Origin of the sequence: Nocardiopsis sp. NPDC006139 (genome assembly GCF_040614155.1) — a bacterium.
GTDB lineage: Bacteria > Actinomycetota > Actinomycetes > Streptosporangiales > Streptosporangiaceae > Nocardiopsis > Nocardiopsis changdeensis.
In genome coordinates this window covers 226,000-243,827 of sequence record NZ_JBEXTT010000010.1, presented here as the reverse complement: position 1 = coordinate 243,827, position 17,828 = coordinate 226,000, and the positions used below count along the sequence as shown (strand labels likewise).

17 protein-coding genes are annotated in these 17,828 nt (G+C 72.6%); 13 read left to right on the top strand and 4 right to left on the bottom strand.

The genetic code is table 11. The features are described from left to right. The first annotated feature begins 88 nt into the window (after positions 1–88). The 10 genes from ABZ249_RS16140 (at position 89) to ccsB (ending at position 11,387) form a co-directional block, all read left to right on the top strand. A complete protein-coding gene (locus tag ABZ249_RS16140; protein WP_355262906.1) occupies positions 89–1,024 on the top strand; it encodes a sugar phosphate isomerase/epimerase in 936 nt (311 codons plus the stop codon). A 16-nt stretch (positions 1,025–1,040) separates the two neighbouring features. After that, positions 1,041–1,910: a pyrroline-5-carboxylate reductase gene (gene proC / locus ABZ249_RS16135; RefSeq protein ID WP_260697243.1), complete on the top strand. Its 870-nt coding sequence runs from the start codon at positions 1,041–1,043 to the stop codon at positions 1,908–1,910. Between the two features lie 721 nt (positions 1,911–2,631). Continuing rightward, on the top strand, positions 2,632–4,185 hold the full coding sequence (locus tag ABZ249_RS16130; RefSeq protein WP_355262903.1) for a DUF1109 domain-containing protein: 1,554 nt from the start codon (positions 2,632–2,634) through the stop codon (positions 4,183–4,185). Positions 4,186–4,352: 167 nt separating this feature from the next. Beyond that, a complete protein-coding gene (locus tag ABZ249_RS16125) occupies positions 4,353–5,513 on the top strand; it encodes an acetoin utilization protein AcuC (protein ID WP_355262959.1) in 1,161 nt (386 codons plus the stop codon). Positions 5,514–5,773: 260 nt separating this feature from the next. Beyond that, positions 5,774–6,571, top strand: coding sequence for a phosphatase (locus ABZ249_RS16120; RefSeq protein WP_220563480.1), 798 nt, complete (start codon positions 5,774–5,776; stop codon positions 6,569–6,571). Between the two features lie 253 nt (positions 6,572–6,824). Continuing rightward, positions 6,825–7,028 carry a helix-turn-helix domain-containing protein gene (locus ABZ249_RS16115; protein WP_013155995.1) on the top strand — a complete coding sequence of 68 codons (204 nt, stop codon included), beginning with the start codon at positions 6,825–6,827 and terminating at the stop codon, positions 7,026–7,028. Positions 7,029–7,289: 261 nt separating this feature from the next. Continuing rightward, positions 7,290–7,982, top strand: a complete 693-nt coding sequence (locus tag ABZ249_RS16110; RefSeq protein WP_355262900.1) for a TlpA disulfide reductase family protein — start codon at positions 7,290–7,292, stop codon at positions 7,980–7,982. Continuing rightward, positions 7,982–8,782 carry a cytochrome c biogenesis CcdA family protein gene (locus ABZ249_RS16105; protein ID WP_220563478.1) on the top strand — a complete coding sequence of 267 codons (801 nt, stop codon included), beginning with the start codon at positions 7,982–7,984 and terminating at the stop codon, positions 8,780–8,782. Before ABZ249_RS16110 ends, ABZ249_RS16105 begins: the two co-directional genes overlap by 1 nt. Next, on the top strand, positions 8,782–10,392 hold the full coding sequence (locus ABZ249_RS16100) for a cytochrome c biogenesis protein ResB (protein WP_355262897.1): 1,611 nt from the start codon (positions 8,782–8,784) through the stop codon (positions 10,390–10,392). Before ABZ249_RS16105 ends, ABZ249_RS16100 begins: the two co-directional genes overlap by 1 nt. Beyond that, positions 10,389–11,387: a c-type cytochrome biogenesis protein CcsB gene (gene ccsB, locus ABZ249_RS16095; protein WP_355262894.1), complete on the top strand. Its 999-nt coding sequence runs from the start codon at positions 10,389–10,391 to the stop codon at positions 11,385–11,387. Before ABZ249_RS16100 ends, ccsB begins: the two co-directional genes overlap by 4 nt. Here ccsB and ABZ249_RS16090 read toward each other — a convergent pair. Continuing rightward, positions 11,378–12,355 (bottom strand): LacI family DNA-binding transcriptional regulator, encoded by a 978-nt coding sequence (locus ABZ249_RS16090; protein WP_355262891.1) that lies wholly within the window; start codon positions 12,353–12,355, stop codon positions 11,378–11,380. The two genes, ccsB and ABZ249_RS16090, sit on opposite strands and share 10 nt — an antisense overlap. 161 nt (positions 12,356–12,516) lie before the next feature. Between ABZ249_RS16090 and ABZ249_RS16085 the strand changes: the two genes are divergently transcribed. Then, positions 12,517–13,806 carry a pectate lyase gene (locus ABZ249_RS16085; protein ID WP_355262888.1) on the top strand — a complete coding sequence of 430 codons (1,290 nt, stop codon included), beginning with the start codon at positions 12,517–12,519 and terminating at the stop codon, positions 13,804–13,806. Between the two features lie 88 nt (positions 13,807–13,894). On the opposite strand, the gene ABZ249_RS16080 is transcribed toward ABZ249_RS16085, so the two are convergent. Together ABZ249_RS16080 and ABZ249_RS16075 are read right to left on the bottom strand one after the other, a co-directional pair. Continuing rightward, positions 13,895–14,251, bottom strand: a complete 357-nt coding sequence (locus ABZ249_RS16080; protein ID WP_355262885.1) for a PLD nuclease N-terminal domain-containing protein — start codon at positions 14,249–14,251, stop codon at positions 13,895–13,897. Between the two features lie 191 nt (positions 14,252–14,442). Next, the gene (locus ABZ249_RS16075) at positions 14,443–14,643 is read right to left on the bottom strand and encodes a BldC family transcriptional regulator (RefSeq protein ID WP_220563472.1); all 201 of its coding nucleotides are present in this window, start codon (positions 14,641–14,643) and stop codon (positions 14,443–14,445) included. 419 nt (positions 14,644–15,062) lie between these two features. Here ABZ249_RS16075 and ABZ249_RS16070 point away from each other — a divergent pair, with 419 nt between their 5' ends. Beyond that, entirely contained in the window at positions 15,063–15,389 is a 327-nt protein-coding gene (locus tag ABZ249_RS16070) for a DUF4229 domain-containing protein (protein WP_355262881.1), read from the top strand. A 309-nt stretch (positions 15,390–15,698) separates the two neighbouring features. On the opposite strand, the gene ABZ249_RS16065 is transcribed toward ABZ249_RS16070, so the two are convergent. Beyond that, a complete protein-coding gene (locus ABZ249_RS16065) occupies positions 15,699–16,961 on the bottom strand; it encodes a delta-60 repeat domain-containing protein (protein ID WP_355262878.1) in 1,263 nt (420 codons plus the stop codon). Positions 16,962–17,110: 149 nt separating this feature from the next. Here ABZ249_RS16065 and ABZ249_RS16060 point away from each other — a divergent pair, with 149 nt between their 5' ends. Continuing rightward, positions 17,111–17,821 (top strand): demethylmenaquinone methyltransferase, encoded by a 711-nt coding sequence (locus ABZ249_RS16060; protein ID WP_355262875.1) that lies wholly within the window; start codon positions 17,111–17,113, stop codon positions 17,819–17,821. Positions 17,822–17,828: the final 7 nt, after the last annotated feature.

The window sequence follows — 17,828 nt, the reverse complement described above, 5'->3', positions numbered from 1 at the left end:
GCAGCGCCCCGCGGGGCGCGGACCGGCGGCACGCCACGTTCACACGGCGGCTACGCACGGGGCGGGCCGGAGCGCATACCCTGTCCACGTGAGCGCTATCCAGGTACCAGACGCGCCCGTCGTCCTCTCGACGGCGTCGGTCTACCCTGAGAAGACCCCGGCCGCCTTCGAGATCGCCGCGAAACTGGGGTACGACGGCATCGAGGTGCTCGTCTCCTCCGACCCCGCCAGCCAGGACATCGACCTGCTGCGGCGCCTCTCCGACTACCACCAGATCCCGGTCACCGCAGTCCACTCCCCGTGCCTCGTCCTCACCCAGCGGGTGTGGGGGCGCGAGCCCTGGGGCAAGCTCGTCCGCTCCAAGGAGATGGCCGAGGCGCTGGGCGCCAAGACCATCGTGGTCCACCCCGCCTTCCGCTGGCAGCGCGACTACGCCCGCGAGTTCGAGGTGGGCGTCGCCCGCATGCAGGAGGAGACCGACGTCGTCTTCGCCGTCGAGAACATGTACCCGGTGCGCGTGCGCGACCGCGAGGTCGTGCCCTACGCCCCGAGCTGGAACCCCCTCGACCGCGACTACGCCGACGTCACCCTCGACATGTCGCACACCGCGATGTCGGGCTCCGACGCCATGGACATGGCCAAGCGGCTGGGCGACCGGCTCTCCCACATCCACGTCGCGGACGGCTTCGGCGGGCAGAACCTCGACGAGCACCTCATCCCGGGCCGCGGCCGCCAGCCGGTCGCCGAGGTCCTGGAGTACCTGGCCGCGGGCGGGTTCGAGGGCCAGCTGGTGCTGGAGGTGAGCACCCGCAAGGCGCCCGACCGCCAGGCCCGGCTGCGGGAGCTGGCCGAGGCGCTGGCCTTCACACGGCTGCACTTCGCCCGGCCCGCCGAACCCGCGGGGGCACCGCGGCCCCGCGACCGGCGCGAGCGGATCGCCCTGCTGCGGCGCCGGCCGCCCGCCCCGCCCCGGCTGTTCGAGGTGGACTCCTCGGGCACGGTCGAGAGCGGCGACGAGGACTGACCCGGCGCCCGTACCACTGGGTGGGACGCGGTGTCCGCTCCGGTTCCCCGGGGCGGCTAGCGTTGGAGGGGACCGCAGAGAGGACCCTTTCATGATCGCGATCATCGGTGCCGGGAAGATGGGCGAGGCGCTGCTCGCCGGGATGCTGGCCAAGGGCCACGCGCCGGAGGACGTCCTCGTCACGGAGCCGCGCGCGGAGCACGCGGCCGAGCTGCGCGAGCGCTACGGCGTGGAGGTCGTGCCGGCCGCCGAGGCCGCCAAGCGCGCGGACACGCTGCTGCTCGCCCTCAAGCCGCAGGACATGGTCGCCCTGCTGGACGAGATCACCCCGCACCTGGGCCACGGGCGGCTCGTCATCTCCGTCGCCGCCGGGCTCACCACCGCCGTGCTGGAGAGCCACCTGCCCCCGGGCACCCCGGTGGTGCGGGCCATGCCCAACACCCCCGCCCTCATGGGGCAGGGGATGACCGCCGTGGCGGGCGGCGCCCACACCGGGCCCGCGCACCTGGAGCGCGCCGAGTCGCTGCTGGGCACCGTCGGCGAGGTGATCCGGGTCGGCGAGCAGCACATGGACACCGTCACGGCGATCTCCGGCAGCGGGCCCGCCTACTTCTACTTCATCGCCGAGACGATGATCGAGGCCGGGGTCGCGATGGGCATGCCGCGGGCCACCGCCCAGAAACTGGTGGGGCAGACCATCACCGGCGCGGCCGCCATGCTCAACGGCTCGGGGGAGCACCCGGTGGTACTGCGCGAGGCGGTCACCTCGCCGGGCGGGACCACCGCGGCGGCGCTGCGCGAGCTGGAGCGGCACGGGGTGCGCGCCGCGTTCACGGACGCGATCGAGGCCGCCCGGGACCGCAGCAGCGCGCTCTCGGGGAACTGAGGCCGGGGCCCCTCCCAGGGCGCTGAGACGTGCGGGGGCGGCAGCCGGTTCCCGGTCGAGGTGGCCGAAAACGGTCGGACTGCACGAAGGGGTCGTCCGGGTACATAGATAGTGTTCTGAGGGAGGGCGGGAACGCCCTCGACAGGCTCTGTCATCTCCCGGGAGGCAGGGTCGCCTCCCCCGTTCCCCCGACCCAGGGCCCCACCTCATGAGTCTTCCCCCTTCGTCCCCAGACCCGTCCCAGCCGCAGGGAGGCCCCGTACCCCCGTCGGGGGGCCCGCCGCCCGCGGGCGACCAGGGCGCACCGGCCGGTCCGCCGACCGGCGGCGACACCCCGTACGGCGGTACTCCCGCCGGGGGTGTCCCCGGCGGTCCGCCGACCGGAGGAAACCCGCCGTACAGCGGTACGCCCGCGGGAGGTGTTCCCGGCGGTGTCCCGACCGGTGGCAATCCGCCCTACGGCGGTACTCCCGCCGGAGGTGTTCCCGGTGGTCCGCCGTCCGGTGGCAATCCGCCCTACGGTGGCACGCCCGCCGGGGGTGTTCCCGGCGGTGCTCCGACCAGTGGTAACCCGCCCTACGGCGGTACTCCCGTCGGTGGTGTCCCCGGCGGTGTCCCGCCCCACGGCGGCATGCCCGCCGGCGGCATGTACTCCGGGGGCGTTCCCGGCGGACCGGGGGCTCCGATGGGCCCCGGCGGACCGACCGGCCCCGGCGCTCCCATGGGTCCCGGCGGCCCGCCCGGCCCCCCCGGCGGCCCGTTCGGCCCGCCCCCGCCGCCCCGGCCCAAGCGCCTGGGCCTGTTCTCCTCGCCCACCGCGCTGCACACCGCCGCCCTCAACGCCACCGGCGTGGGCGCGGGCTACCTCCGCATCAAGCAGTGGCCGTTCTTCGCCGTGGCCCTGGCCGTCACCCTCGGGCTGCTGGTCACCGCGGCGTTCCTCGGTGCCGCCGACAACCTGCTGCTGTGGGCCCCGGTCCTCCTGGCCTGGTTCCTCGCCGCCGCGGCGCACGGCCTCTTCGCCGGCCGCGCCCACGACGAGCGCGTCCTCGCCCAGGGCGGCACCCCGCCCCGCAGCGCCGTCCCCTACCTGACGGCCGGCGGCCTGGCCGTCGCCCTGGTCGTCTCCCTCACCGCCGTCTGGCAGCTCGGCGAGTGGCGGCTGCGCGTGGCCGACGCCTCCCACGCCCGCGGCGAGTGCGGGAACTCCGAGGCCGTCGCCGAGTACGAGTCCGTCGAGGACTTCTTCCAGCTGTCCTTCTCCTCCTCGCTCATGGAGCGCGCCCGCGCCGGGATCGCCGCCTGCCGGCTGCTGGAGCAGGCCCAAGAGGACGTCGCCGCCGAGGACTACGGGCGGGCGCTGGACTCCTACGCGGTCTACTTCGAGCACCCCGCCGCCCGCTGGCAGGACACCGACGGCGAGGTCGCCGACATCCACTTCTCCTACGCGACCGACCTGCTGGAGAACGCCGACGCCGCGCTCGCCGGCGAGGTCACCCCCGAGTACACCGACGACGTCCTGCGGGCCCACGAGATCTTCGCGATCATCCCGGTGGACTACGAGGGCACCGCGGCCGCGGGCCGGGTGCCCGAGGCGCTGGTCGGCCTGTACGAGACGGGCACCAACCGCCTGGGCTCGGAGTGGTGCGTGGGCCTGGACCAGATCGACGTCCTCAGGGACCTCGACTGGAGCGCGGCCCCCGAGATCCCCGACCGGATCGAGGAGGAGCGCCCCGAGGCCGCCCTGGAGTGCGGCTGGGAGTCCGTCGAGGCCCAGGAGTTCGACCAAGCCGACGAGATGGTCGAGATCCTGGAGTCCCAGTACGCCGACTACGAGGCCGGCGACGTCGAGACGATGGTCACCCACATCGGTGCCGGGCGCATCGAGCAGGAGATGGACCTGATGACCGCCATCGGCGAGAGCGACCTGGACGCCTCGCCCACGGGCGGCTCGGGCAACGACAAGTTCGTCTTCGAGATCGTCAACCACTCGCCGTACGAGCTGCGCTTCCTCTACGTGGGACCGGACAAGGTCCACGGCGAGGTCACCGCGGCCCCGTGCGAGGACTGCGACACCTACGCGCCGGGCTCGCCGCCCTCCTACGACGCGTGCTTCGGCGAGGGCGAGACCCTCAAGGTCGAGCTGGAGCCGGGCGAGTACCGCATCGTCATCGCCAACAGCGACTCGCTGTTCACCCGGCCCATGCACGGGACGGTGGACCTGAGCGGCGGGGACCTCTCCGAGAGCTGCTACTACGTCACCACGGGCGAGTAGCGCCCGGCGGGCGGCCGGGCCGGCGCGGGTGTCCCGCACCGGCCCGCGCCGTCCCCGCACCCCGGGGTCCCGAGCACTGTCCGCCCTTGCGTACTGTGTGCTTCGGAACACGTACACCTGAAACGGGGGTCACCGACATGGGAGGGCGCACGTCCTGCTCGCTCCGGGTGGCATGGGACGACGGGCTGACGGCTTACGACTTCGGCCCGCAGCATCCGATGGCACCGATCCGGGTCGAGCTGACCATGGCGCTCGCCCGCGAACTGGGGGTCCTGAGCGCCCCCGGCGTCTCGCTCCTGGACGTGGAGCCCGCCTCCGACGACCTCCTGGCGCTGGTGCACGACCGCTCCTACATCGAGGCGGTCAAGCGGGCCGGGCGGACCCTGGAGCCGGACGACGCCCACATGCTCGGCACCGCTGACAACCCCGTCTTCAAGGACATGCACGACGCGGCGGCGCTCATCTCGGGCGCCTCCGTCGCCGCCGCCAAGGCGGTGTGGACGGGGGAGTCCGTGCACGCCGCCAACATCGCGGGCGGCCTGCACCACGCCATGCGCGGCAACGCCTGGGGCTTCTGCGTCTACAACGACCCGGCGCTGGCCATCGCCTGGCTGCTGGAGCAGGGCGCCAAGCGCATCGCCTACGTCGACATCGACGTCCACCACGGGGACGGCGTCCAGCGCGCCTTCTACAACGACCCCCGGGTGCTCACCATCAGCCTCCACGAGTCGCCGGTCACCCTGTTCCCGGGCACCGGCCAGGCGGGGGAGACCGGCGGACCCGACGCCGAGGGGTACTCGGTCAACGTCGCCCTGCCCGCCGGCACCGGCGACAGCGGCTGGCACCGCGCCTTCGACGCGGTGGTCCCGCCGCTGCTGCACGAGTTCCAGCCGGAGATCCTGGTCACCCAGCAGGGCTGCGACACCCACGCCCTGGACCCGCTCGCCAACCTCACGCTCAGCGTGGACGGCCAGCGGCGCGCCTACGCCGAGCTGCACAAGCTCGCCCAGCGCACCGCGGGCGGCCGCTGGGTGCTGTTCGGCGGCGGCGGGTACGGGCTGGTGCACGTGGTGCCCCGGGCCTGGACGCACCTGCTCGCCGAGGCGGCGGGACGCCCGGTGGACCCCGACCGCGAGACCCCCCAGAGCTGGCGCGACTTCGTCCGGGAGCGCACCGGCGAGCTGGCCCCGCTGTACATGACCGACGGCCGCGACGTGGTGTTCTCGCCCTTCGAGGAGGGGTACGACCCCGGGAACCCGGTGGACCGCGCCATTCACGCGACCCGGACCGCGGTGTTCCCGAGCCACGGTATCGACCCGAGTCTCTGATCAGAGGTGTTCGGGCGGCTTCTCACGAAGACACCCTTTCGTTCCGATCTCTTCTATTTTCTAACCCGATGTCCGTGCCCCCGGTATCGTTTCCGGGAGGGCCATGTCGCCCGGTGAGCGCCGGGGCGAATTCCGGCGGACGGGGCGTGGCGCGCGTCCAGCGGGTAGGAAGAGGTTGAATACCGGGCGAACGTGAGCAGGCGTCGTGGTGGCCGAGCGGCGCGTCACGTGGTCGCCCCGACGAGGAAGGGGAACACCTGGTGACGCCGCCGACACGTGCTGAACTCATCTCCCATCTGGTGCGGACGGGAATCGCCGGACACGTCGACACCTCACGCCAGAACAATCTTCGGCACTACCGGCGCCTGGTCCAGAAGGACCCCTACCACCAGTTCGGCCTCACCTTCTCCCACGACTGGACCTTCTCCGAGGTCCTCGCCCTGATGAGCAAGCGGTGCGGCGTCGTCGGCGACGAGGAGTACGTCTGGGGCATCGACACCATCGACCCCGACCTCACCGTCGACGCCCTGGAGGCCGTCGCCGACCGGATGGCCCTGGCCGCCGAGCGCCGCGAACGGGTCATGTTCGCCACCGGCCACCCGAACAAGCTCCAGGGCACCTACCGGGTCTGGAAGGACGCCCTGGCCGCCCGCGGCTGCCCCGTCCTCACCGCCGCCGGCGGCTACACCTACGAGGTCACCACCGAACGCCCGCCCAACCGCCGCTTCGTCGTCTGGCGGGACGACGTCGCCATCGTCACGGACGGGCACCTGGCCCGGCACAGCCACCACCCGTTCGCCATGCGGGCCATCCTCGGGGACCTCTCCGACCGCGGGGAGCCATGGCCGCAGTTGGTCATCGCGGATCACGGGTTCGCGGGTGCGGCCGGAGAGGCGGGAGTGCCCACACTGGGGTTCGCCGACTGCAACGACCCCGCCCTCTTTCTCGCGGAACACGAGGGAAAACTACTGGTCACGGTCCCTTTGGACGACGGTTATCTGACCGAGGACTACGCGCCGCTGCGCGATTACGTTCTCGCCCGAGCGGGTCTATCCTGAGCCGTGTCGGCCATTTATACCCACCGTTAAACCTCACCCGGGGCGCCTTCCGGGTATTGCTCGGAAGACGGCACGAACGACCTTTCGCAGACGGGAACTCCGCTCTACTCTGAAAACGGACGTGTCAGTAGTGACAGCATGACACGCCGGCGTGGCGTTGGGGCGGAGCACATACCGGGGTCGCTTCCCACCGGCACCGCGTCGGGCCGAACTGGTAGCCAATACTCACGTCCGGGAATGAGGGCGTCGGAAGATGAACGGGAGCAAGCCGCCTCTCGAAGAGGTCAGGTTCCTGACCGTGGCGGAGGTCGCCACGATCATGCGAGTGTCCAAGATGACCGTGTACCGCATGGTGCACTCGGGAGTTCTCCCCGCGATCCGCGTGGGGCGTTCCTATCGGGTCCCCGAGCGGGCCGTCCACGACTACCTCCGTGAGGCTTTCGTCGAGGCGGGATGATCGCGGAACGGCCGGGCCGGGGTGTCCACCCCTCCCGGCCGGCCGCCGGAGCGCGCAGAGCGGGGCCCCCGGACCCCCACGGGTGGTCCCGCTCTCGTGACGGCCCCCACCAGGGACGGACGGCTCTTGCGCCGGGGCGACGGAACGGGCCCCAGGGTGTCTACTACACTTTGTCGTTGTCGTAGTCCGCCCAGTTCACACCCCGTTCGCGAGGTCTCCTCGATGCCCAGTGCCAGAAACGGCGCGCGGTCCCGTCGCGCTGTGACGCGCCTTGCCGCGGCCGCGGCGGCCGCCGTCCTCGCCCTGACCGGCTGCGCCGGGGGCAACGAGATCGAGACCGGCGGCGAGGACGACCGCTTCATCTCGGGCGACGGCAGCGCCACCGCCTTCCCCGCCGACGAGCGGGTCGACGCGCCCGACTTCTCCGGCACCACCCTGGACGGCGACACCATCGGGCTGTCCGACTACGCCGGCGGCATCGTCGTCCTCAACGTCTGGGCCAGCTGGTGCGGGCCCTGCCGGACCGAGCAGCCCGTCCTGGACGAGGTGTACACCGAGTACACCGGCCTGGGCGTGGACTTCCTCGGCGTCAACATCAAGGACGACGACACCGCCGCCCGCGCCTACCTGGAGACCAAGGGCGTCGAGTACCCGAGCCTGTACGACCAGCCCGGCGAGGTGCCCCAGGCGTTCCGCGGCACGGTCCCGCCGCGCGCGATCCCCAGCACCCTGATCATCGACCCCGACGGGCGCATCGCCGCCCGCGTCATCGGGCCGACCACCTACGGCCAGCTCACCGAGCTGCTGAACCCGATCGTCGTGGAGTACGACCTCGGCGACCCTGAGGAGCGCCCCCGCGTGGCCGAGCAGGAGGCCGAGGCGCAGGAGTCCGGGGAGCCCGAGGAGTCCGCGGAACCCGGCGAGAGCCCGAGCCCCGACGGGGACGACGCCTGATGGACCCCGTCGGCACCACCGTCCTCACCGGCTCCCTCCTCATGGCCGTCCCGCTGGCGATCGCCGCGGGGCTGGTCTCCTTCCTGTCCCCGTGCGTGCTCCCCCTGGTCCCCGGCTACCTGTCGTACGTCACCGGGATGAGCGCCGCCGACGTGCGCAAGCGCACCGCGGTCGGGGGCGGCACCGCCACCCTCGCCGAGGTCGACGACGAGCTCGCCGGGCGCCGCTGGACCATGGTCACCGGCAGCGCCCTGTTCATCGCCGGGTTCACCCTGGTGTTCGTGGCCGTGGGCGGCTTCATCGGCTGGCTCGGCGACCTCCTGGTGGACTACACCGACCCCATCACCCGGGTCCTGGGCGTGCTGACGGTCGTCCTGGGCCTGGCCTTCATGGGCGTCCTGCCCGGCTTCGCCCGCGAGTTCCGCTTCCACCGCCTGCCCAGGGCCGGACTGATCGGCGCCCCCCTGCTGGGGGTGCTGTTCGGCCTGGGCTGGACCCCGTGCATCGGCCCCACCCTGGCCGCCGTGCAGACGCTCGCCTTCGTCGAGGGCGGCGCCGGGCGAGGCATGCTCCTCTCCCTGGCCTACTGCGCGGGCCTGGGCCTGCCGTTCATCGCGGCCTCGCTCCTGTACCGCCGCGCCCTCACCGCCTTCGGGCGGCTCAAGCGGCACACCCGCACGGTCACCGTGATCGGCGGTGCCATGCTCGTCCTGGTCGGCCTGGCGATGGTGACCGGGCTGTGGACCCAGTGGACCATCGTCATGCAGGGCTGGGCCGCCGACTACCAGACGGTGATCTGATGAGTACGACCACGACCGAGACGAACGCGGGCGCCGCGGATGCGGCCGCGCCCGGCCCCAAGGGGCTCGGCGCCCTGGGCTGGCTGCGCTGGGCCTGGCGCGTCCTCACCTCGATGCGCACCGCGCTGATCCTGCTGTTCCTGCTGGCGGTCGGAGCCATCCCCGGGTCGATCCTGCCGCAGAACGTGGTGAGCGTCGACGAGGTGAACAACTACTTCCGGGAGAACCCGGACCTGGCCCCCTGGCTGGACCGGTTCTACCTCTTCGACGTCTTCTCCTCGCCCTGGTACGCGGCGATCTACCTGCTGCTGTTCGTGTCCCTGGCGGGCTGCGTCATCCCGCGCGCCCTGGTGCACGCCCGCGCGGTCCGTGCCCGGCCGGTGCCCACCCCGCGCAACCTGGGCCGGATGCCCTACGCCGCGAGGTTCACCACCGACGCCGCCCCCGAGACCGTGCTGGAGCAGGCCGAGCGCGTGCTCAAGGGGTACCGCAAGGACCGCCACGGCGACTCCGTCTCGGCCGAGACCGGCTACCTGCGCGAGGCCGGGAACGTCCTGTTCCACCTGGCCCTGCTCGGCCTGCTGCTGGCGCTGGCCGCCGGGTCGTTCTTCGGCTACCGCGGCAACATGCTCGTCGTCGAGGGCGACGGGTTCGCCAACACGCTGCCCTCCTACGACGCGATCTACCCCGGCCACTGGACCGACATGGACGCGATCGCACCCTTCACGATCCACCTGGACGACTTCGAGGCGCAGTTCATCGAGGAGGGCGACCTGCGGGGGCAGGCCGCGTCCTACGTCGCCGACCTCACCTACACCGAGGAACCCGGCGGCCCCGAACGGACGCACCGGCTGGAGGTCAACCACCCGCTCAGCGTCTCCGGCGTGCAGGTCTACCTGCTCGGCCACGGGTACGCGCCCGAGTTCGTGGTGCGCAACGCCGACGGCGACGTGGTGTTCGACCAGGCCGTGCCGTTCCTGTACCGGGACACCATGAGCTTCGTGTCCGACGGCGTGGTCAAGGTCCCCGACACCGGGAACGAGGACGCCGACCAGCTGGGCTTCGTGGGGGTCTTCCTGCCGACCGCGGCCGAGACCCCCGACGGCGAGCTGACCTCGAGCTTCCCCGGCGCCACGGACCCGCGGGTGACCCTGGAGGGGTACACGGGCGACCTGGGCATGATCGACCCGCAGTCGGTGTACCAGCTGCGCACCGAGGGCATGGAGTCCCTCGGCGAATCCCCGGTGCTGGAGGTCGGCGACGTCTGGGAGCTGCCCGACGGCGCAGGGTCCATCGAGTTCGCCGGCTACAAGGAGTACGTCAGCCTCCAGGCCAACCGGGACGGCGCCCGGCTGCCCGCGCTCATCACCGCGGCCACCGCCGTCGGCGGGCTGCTGCTGACCCTGTTCATCCGCCCGCGCCGGGTGTGGGTGCGCGCCGTCCGCGACGCGGACGGCCGGACCCGGGTGGAGCTGGCCGGCCTCGGCAAGACCGAGGTCGCGGGGAACAACGCCGAGTTCCACGAGATCACGACCGAGCTTGCCGCACGACTCCGGAACGAGTCGGACGACAACCCCCAGAACCCTTCCGACACGAGGAGTGACCGGTGACGTACACTCTCGCCGCGCCGGTGAACGAGACGATGGCGTCCGCCAGCGACACGCTGGTCATCGCCATGATCGTGACCTACGCCGCGGCCCTGTTCCTGTTCGCGATCGAGGCCGCCTACGGGAAGCGGACCAAGCTGAAGGCGGGACGGCTGATGCCGGTCGGCGCCGGCGCGGCCGGCGGGGCCGACGGGGACGACGGCATCGAGGTCAACGTCCGCACCACCGAGGGCGAGGCCAAGGCCTCCCAGAGCGTGCTGGGCAAGGTCGCGCTGGGCGTGACCGCCCTGGGCTTCCTGATGGGCCTGGCCCAGATCATCACGCGGGGCGTGGCCGCCGGCCGCTGGCCCTGGGGCAACATGTTCGAGTTCGTGGTGGCGATGTGCCTGGTCGCGGTGGGCGTGCTGCTGTACGCCTCGTTCCGCTACCAGGCCCGCTTCCTGGGCGCGTTCGTGCTGGTCCCGGTGCTGATCCTGCTGGGCATCGGCGTCAAGTGGCTGTACGTCGACCCGGGCCCGCTGATCCCGGCGCTGCACTCCTACTGGGTGCCGATCCACGTCACCGCGGCCATCCTGGCGGGCGGCGCGTTCATGGTCTCCGGCGTCACCGGCATCACCTACCTGGTCTCCCACCGCACCGAGGTCAAGCGGGCCGCGGGCGAGGACGTCGCGGGCATCGCGGGCCGCCTGCCCAGCCCCGAGCTGCTGGACCGCATCTCGCACCGGCTCATCCTGTTCGCGTTCCCGCTGTGGACCTTCGGCATCATCGCCGGGTCGATCTGGGCCGACGAGGCCTGGGGCCGCTTCTGGGGCTGGGACCCCAAGGAGGTCTGGTCGTTCATCTCCTGGATCATCTACGCCGCCTACCTGCACGCGCGGGCGACCGGCGGCTGGCGCGGACCCAAGGCGACGTGGATCAACGTGCTGGGCTTCGCGACGATCCTGTTCAACTTCTTCGCGGTCAACTACATGTTCAGCGGCCTGCACTCCTACGCCTGAGCGCGGGGGGCGGGGCCCGTCGAGTCGCGTTCGACCAGGCGGGTGCCCAGGACGAGGTCCCGGGGCTCCGCGCCCCGCAGCAGCAGGTCGACGGCGGCCCGGCCGGCCTCCCCCGCGGGCATCGCGACGGTGGTCAGGGCGGGGCGGGTGTGCCGGGCGGTCAGGGTGTCGTCGACCCCGACGACGCTCAGCCGCCCCGGGACGGGGACGCCCCGCTCCCGCGCCGCGGCCAGCAGGCCCAGCGCCATCAGGTCGTTGTGGGCCAGGGCCGCGGTCGCGCCGAGCCCGGCCACGGCGTCGAACGCGGCGGCCCCGCCCTCCTCCGTCGGCGGGTGGGGGCCGACCCGGTGCACACGCACCCCCTGCTCCCGCGCAGCGGCCCCGGCCGCCCGCGCCGCCCGCCGCCCCGTCCACGAGGCCGCGGGCCCGGACACCAGGGCGAGGTCGCGGTGCCCCAGGGCGGCCAGCCGGGCGACGGCCCGCGCGATCCCCCCGCCGACGTCCATGAGCACGCACGGCAGCCCCCGCACCCGGCGGTTGACGACCACCAGGGGGACCTCGGCGGCCAGCTCGCGGATGAGCCGGTCGGACATCCGCGGGGCGGCCAGGACCAGCCCGTCCACCTGGCCCGCCAGCGAACGGACGGCCTCCTCCTCCACCGCGGTCCGCTCGTCGGTGTCGGCGATGAAGAGGTGGTGGTCCCGGGCCCGCGCCTCCTCCTGCGCCGCCTTCAGCAGCGGCGGGAAGAAGGGGTTCGCGATGTCGGCGACGACCACGCCGAGGTTCCCGGTACGGCGGGTCGACAGCGCCCGGGCGGCCCGGTTGGGGCGGTAGCCCAGCTCGTCCGCGGCGGCCAGCACCCGGGCCCGCGTCCGGGCGTTGACCAGGTGCGCCGCCGAGAACGCCCGGGAGACGGTGGACACGTGGACCCCGCTGGCCCGGGCCACGTCCTTGAGCGTCACGGCCACGGCACGACCTTTCGGTGAGGGCCCGGGGCGGGGGAGGGCGGCCGGTCGCTCCGACCGGGTCTGAGTTTTCCCATCTTTCCACGGGCGGAGGGCTTGCTTCTTTCCGGGCGTTCGAGGAGTTTGTTGCAAACGTTTGCAGCCTCATCCCCCAGGAGCGCACCATGCGAAGACGGCTCACCTCTGTCCTGGCCCTCGCCCTGGCCGCGGCGCTGACCGCGCCCGTGCCGGCCGCCGCCGACGACCTCGGGAGGAGGGTGCTGCCCGAGGGCGACGGCTGGGGCTCGGCGGGCGACGGCACCACGGGCGGCGCGGCCGCCGCGGACGAGAACGTGTTCCGCGTGTCCACCGCGGCCGGGTTCCGGGAGGCCATCGCCGGGGACGAGCCCAAGATCGTCTACGTCGAAGGCCTCATCGACGCCAACACCGCCCCCGACGGCTCCCCCCTGGACTGCGAGGACTATGCCGTCGGCGGCTACACGCTGGAGGCGTACCTGGCGGCCTACGACCCGCGGGTCTGGGGGTGGGAGGACCCCTCCGGGCCTTTGGAGGAGGCCCGCGAGGCATCGCAGAACGCCCAGGCCGAGAACGTCCGCTACCGGGTCGGCTCCAACACCACGATCGTGGGGGCCGGCGACGGTGCCGAGCTCACCGGCATGAGCCTGCTGGTCCACGACGTGGAGAACGTCATCCTGCGCAACCTGACCTTCTCCGACGCCCACGACTGCTTCCCCGGCTGGGACCCCGGCGACGGGGAGAGCGGCAACTGGAACTCCGAGTACGACCAGATCGAGGTGTCCGGCTCCACGAACGTGTGGATCGACCACAACACCTTCGACGACGGCGACCGCCCCGGTGCCGGACAGCCCGAGTACTTCGGCCGCAGGTACGAGGTGCACGACGGGCTGCTGGACATCGTGCGGGCCTCGGACCTGGTGACGGTCTCGTGGAACCACTTCGACGGCCGGGACAAGGCCCTGCTGCTGGGCAACAGCGACGGCCGCACCACCGACCGCGGCCGCCTGCGCGTGACGTGGCACCACAACCACTTCGACGGGCTCGGCCAGCGCGCCCCGCGGGTGCGGTACGGCCAGGTCCACGTCTACAACAACCTCTACACGGTGAGCGGCGACCTGTACCAGTACAGCCTGGGAGCGGGGTTCGAGTCGCAGCTGTACGTGGAGAACAACCTGTTCGACCTGCGTGACGGGCACACCGCCGGCGCCCTGCTGTACAACTGGGGCGGCACGGACGTGGGCGGCACGGGCAACGCCGTCATGACGGACGGCCGGGGGAGGATCACCCGCGTCGACCTCGTCGCCGAGCACAACGCGGCCCACCCGGAGACCCCGCTGGGCACCGGGTCCGCCTGGACGCCGCGGCTCGACACCGGGGTCCAGCCCGTGCACGCCCTGCGCGGCCTGGAGCGGAAGACGGGCGCGGGCCTGCTCTGACGCGGAACGGCGCAGGGGGCCGCTCCGGGATGCGGAGCGGCCCCCTGCGACGCAGGGACCCGTGCGGGTCCTGGATGTCGGGCGCGGTCTACTCGTCGGGGTCGATCCGGCGGTCGAGGCCGCGCAGGAACTCGGGGTCGTCGTCCGGACCGAGCGGGTGCGGACTGTTGGAGGGCTTGGCGAAGTCCGACGGGTCGAGGTCGTCGATCGAGGCGGCGGCCTGGGCCGGGGAGGCCGCGGCGCCCCATACGGCGGCCGACTTGCGGGGCCGTCCCAGGAACAGCCACAGGATGGATCCCACGGGCACGAACAGCGCGATGACGACCAGCCAGAGGATCTTCGGAAGATTCCGGGCGTCCTGGGCCGGGGTGGTCAGCGCGTCGAAGAACGCGTACACCCAGAGAACGATCGACACGAGCGTGATCAGGCCACCAAGCCACACCATGTTTCCAGCCTATCTCCCGCTGTCCACTCCCCATGGTCGGGCCGACTCCCACGGCCGTGACGCCGCCGCGCCGTGCGCGGCGGGGGGACCGCGGACCTCGGGGCGGCTGCCCGGGTCGCGGAGGCGCGGCTCCCTTCACCAGGGGCCCGTGCGGACCCCGGGATTCCTCTCGGGGACGCGTCCCCTGGGGGTCAGGAACTGCTCTCGCTCGGCTCGCCGAGCAGGAGGGCGCGGACCTCGGACTCCCGGAAGCGGCGGTGGCCGCCCGGGGTTCTGATGCTGCTGATCCGCCCGGAGGCGGCCCAGCGGGTGACGGTCTTGGGATCAACCCGGAAGAGTGAGGCCACTTCCCCGGGGGTCAACAGGCGTTCGCTTGCTCGTTCCACCTTCACATTCCCCCAATCGTGCCCGCCTGGACTATGGGGGCGGCGGGCGTTTGATCCCCTAGTGTGCATGAGTTGGTCCGTTTCCTCCCTAGTTTTCGGAGAAATTGCGGTGTTGGGGGGAGGAGTACGGGATATGTGACCGGAACGTGATGTTCGGGCCCTGCTGTCGGGATTGGAAACATCCCATGACTATCTGAATCCGGGCGCAGGGGTCCGATCATCCGCGATGAGGGACACAGGCCTACCCGGTGCGGGCTCCCGGCGGCTCACCCTTAACCTGGAGGTGAGAGCACATGAGCGCGCCGACACCGGCCTCATCGAGAGGCCGGCCCCCCGGAAACCGCGACAGCGGACCGGTCGTCTCGTGCGTTGATGGGCGTAGCGACCAATCTAGTCCAGGTAATCATCTGTTGTGAGGCTTTTCGATGCGTAGCTGGCTGCCCTATACCGCCGCCCGCGTGGGGCTGTTCCTGGCGGCGTTCGGAGTGGTGTACCTGTTCGGCGCCCGCTCGTGGATGGCCCTCATCCTCGCCTGGCTGATCAGCGGCCTGGCCTCCTACGTGCTGCTGTCCTCCCTGCGCGACCGGATGTCGGCCTCGGTGGTCGACCGGATCGAGCAGCGCCGCGGCTCCCTGGTGAGCGACCGCCTCGTCGACGGCGCCGCCCGCGAGGACCACCTCCAGGAGGCCGCGGAGGACGCCCCGTCCGCGGAGAGGGCCGAGGAGGCCCCCGCCGCCCCCAAGGACTCCTAGGCCCCGGTCCGACGGCCCGGCCGCTCCGGCCGGGCCGCCGCCGTACCCGCCACCGGGTCCGCCGGGGCCGTGTCGCGCAGGCCCGCCGTGTCCCGGGCCGCCGTGCCCGCTGCGGGTCCTGTCGGGACCGTGGCGTGCAGCCCCGCCGTGCCCTCGGCCGCCATGCTCCGGGCCGCGGCCTCCGGCGGCATCCGTTCGCGGGGCCGGGACCGCACCCCGCCGAAGACCCCGCCGGCCGCTGCCGTTCCAGGCCACCGCCGGCGGCCGCTCCGCCGTCCCGCCCGGCCGGGCGGGACGGGTCCGGAGGGGTCAGGGGAGGGGGAACATGCCCAGGCGGGCGTGGTACTCGCCGGCCAGCCGCTCGGTGTCGCTGCCGACGTAGAGGCCGTCGGAGGTGGCGTGCAGGGCCTCCACCCCGTGGCCGCGGGAGCGGCCCGGGTTCCAGGCCAGGGCGCGCCCGGTGCGCGGGTCCACGGCGGCGATGCCCTCGCGGGCGACCGAACCCGGTCCCGGGTTGAGCGCGCCCTGCTCGTTGTCCATCCAGCGCTGGTGCCCGCCCGCGTACACCGCGGCCCCGGTCACCTCGACCGAGTACAGCGAGTCGCCGCCGGTCTTGTTGACCCAGGTGGGCTCGGCGCCGGGCGTGTCGGTGTTCTCGAACCGGACCACCGCCTTGCACAGCCCCGGCTTGACCCGCGGGCCGCCCGCCGTCACGAGCGCGAAGTACGACCCGTCCGGGGCGTAGTCCATCCGCCGCATGTAGGTGTGCATCGACGAGTAGTCGCAGTCCGGCTCGAACGCGTCGGTGGACCAGCGCGTCGGCTTCCCGGTCGCGGTGTCCAGCACGGCGATCTGGTACCGGTCCTGCCCGTCCACCTTGGTGAACGTGCCGTTGATCGCCAGCCTCCGCCCGTCGGGGCTCAGCGCCAGCTCCTGCACCCGCAGCTCGCCGCGGCGCTGCTCGGAGACGCGCGGCGCGAACCCGGTGTCCACCGCCCCGGTGGTCGTGTCCAGCCGGGCGACGCCCGGCTGCGCGGTCCCGCCGATCCCGGGGAAGGACCCGCCGACGTACAGCCGGTCCCCGTCGGAGGCCAGCCGGTAGGCGGACCCGCCGTCCAGGGTCGCGGTGAACGCCGCGACGCGCGATCCGTCGTGGAGCCGCACCCGGGCCAGCCCGCGGGCCGGGGTTCCGTTGACCGTCCGGAACTCCCCGCCGATGACGACCGTGCCGTCGGGCCCGGGGACCACGGAGGCCACGGTCCCGTTCACGCGCGGGGCGAACTCGCGGATGATCCGCCCGGTGCCGTGCTCGAACGCGAAGATGTTGCGCAGCTCGTGGACGCGCCCGCCGTCGGCGTCGGAGACCCGCTCGAACGCGCCGGTGACGACGACGGTGTCCCCCACGCGGAGGATGTCCTTGACCGCCCCGTCCAGGACGTGCGGCGTCCACTGGACCGGTCGTTCGCCCACCACCGACCGGTGCGCGGTCTCGCCCGCGGCCACGGGGGTCGCTGCCCCGAGCGGGACCAGCAGGGCCATGCCCAGCACCAGGGCGGTGAGCTTCGGTTTCACGGGGTGTTCTCCTCGGTCGTGCGGCAGGGTAAGGGGCACGACCGATTCTCGCAAAGAGTCGCGCCTAAATCACATAGAGTAACGAAATCCGTGCCGCCGAGGGGCCGCCCGCGGCACGGCGGCGTCCGGGCGGCCGTAGGCTGGTGGGCATGGCCCGCGCTGAACTCGACAAGAAGCCCCAGGACGTCGCGGCGATGTTCGACGGCATCGCCGACCGTTACGACCTCGTCAACGACGTCATCTCCCTCGGCCAGGACCGCGCCTGGCGCCGGGCGACCGTCAACGCCGTCGACGCCCACAGCGGTGAGCTGGTCCTGGACCTGGCCGCGGGCACCGGCACCTCCTCGGAGTCCTTCATCCGCAAGGGCGCCAGGGTGATCGCCTGCGACTTCTCCCTGGGCATGCTGTCCACGGGGGTCCGCCGCCGCGGCGGCGCGTCCCGGGGCGGGGTCACCTTCGTCGCGGGCGACGCGCTGCACCTGCCCTTCGCCGACGAGACCTTCGACGCGGTGACCATTTCGTTCGGCCTGCGCAACGTCAACGACGTGGACCGGGCCCTGCGCGAGCTGCTGCGGGTCACCAAGGTCGGCGGCCGCGTGGTGATCTGCGAGTTCAGCCACATCCCGGTGGAATTCGTGGACCGCCTGTACTCGACCTACCTGATGCGCGCGCTGCCCAAGATCGCCGGCGCGGTGTCGGGCAAGGGCGAGTCCTACGACTACCTCTCGGAGTCGATCATGGCGTGGCCCGCCCAGGCCGAGCTGGCCCGGCACCTCCAGGACGCGGGCTGGTCCCGGGTCGCCTGGCGGAACCTGTCGTGCGGGATCGTCGCCCTCCACCGGGGCTTCCGCGAGAAGTAAAACCGAC

Coding starts and splice junctions, on each gene's coding strand:
- ABZ249_RS16080 (WP_355262885.1), bottom strand. CDS start 14,251: ATGGTGTGGCTTGGTGGCCTGATCACGCTCGTGTCGATCGTTCTCTGG.
- ABZ249_RS16085 (WP_355262888.1), top strand. CDS start 12,517: ATGCGAAGACGGCTCACCTCTGTCCTGGCCCTCGCCCTGGCCGCGGCG.
- ABZ249_RS16105 (WP_220563478.1), top strand. CDS start 7,982: ATGGACCCCGTCGGCACCACCGTCCTCACCGGCTCCCTCCTCATGGCC.
- ABZ249_RS16100 (WP_355262897.1), top strand. CDS start 8,782: ATGAGTACGACCACGACCGAGACGAACGCGGGCGCCGCGGATGCGGCC.
- ABZ249_RS16115 (WP_013155995.1), top strand. CDS start 6,825: ATGAACGGGAGCAAGCCGCCTCTCGAAGAGGTCAGGTTCCTGACCGTG.
- ABZ249_RS16060 (WP_355262875.1), top strand. CDS start 17,111: ATGGCCCGCGCTGAACTCGACAAGAAGCCCCAGGACGTCGCGGCGATG.
- ABZ249_RS16070 (WP_355262881.1), top strand. CDS start 15,063: ATGCGTAGCTGGCTGCCCTATACCGCCGCCCGCGTGGGGCTGTTCCTG.
- ABZ249_RS16130 (WP_355262903.1), top strand. CDS start 2,632: ATGGGTCCCGGCGGCCCGCCCGGCCCCCCCGGCGGCCCGTTCGGCCCG.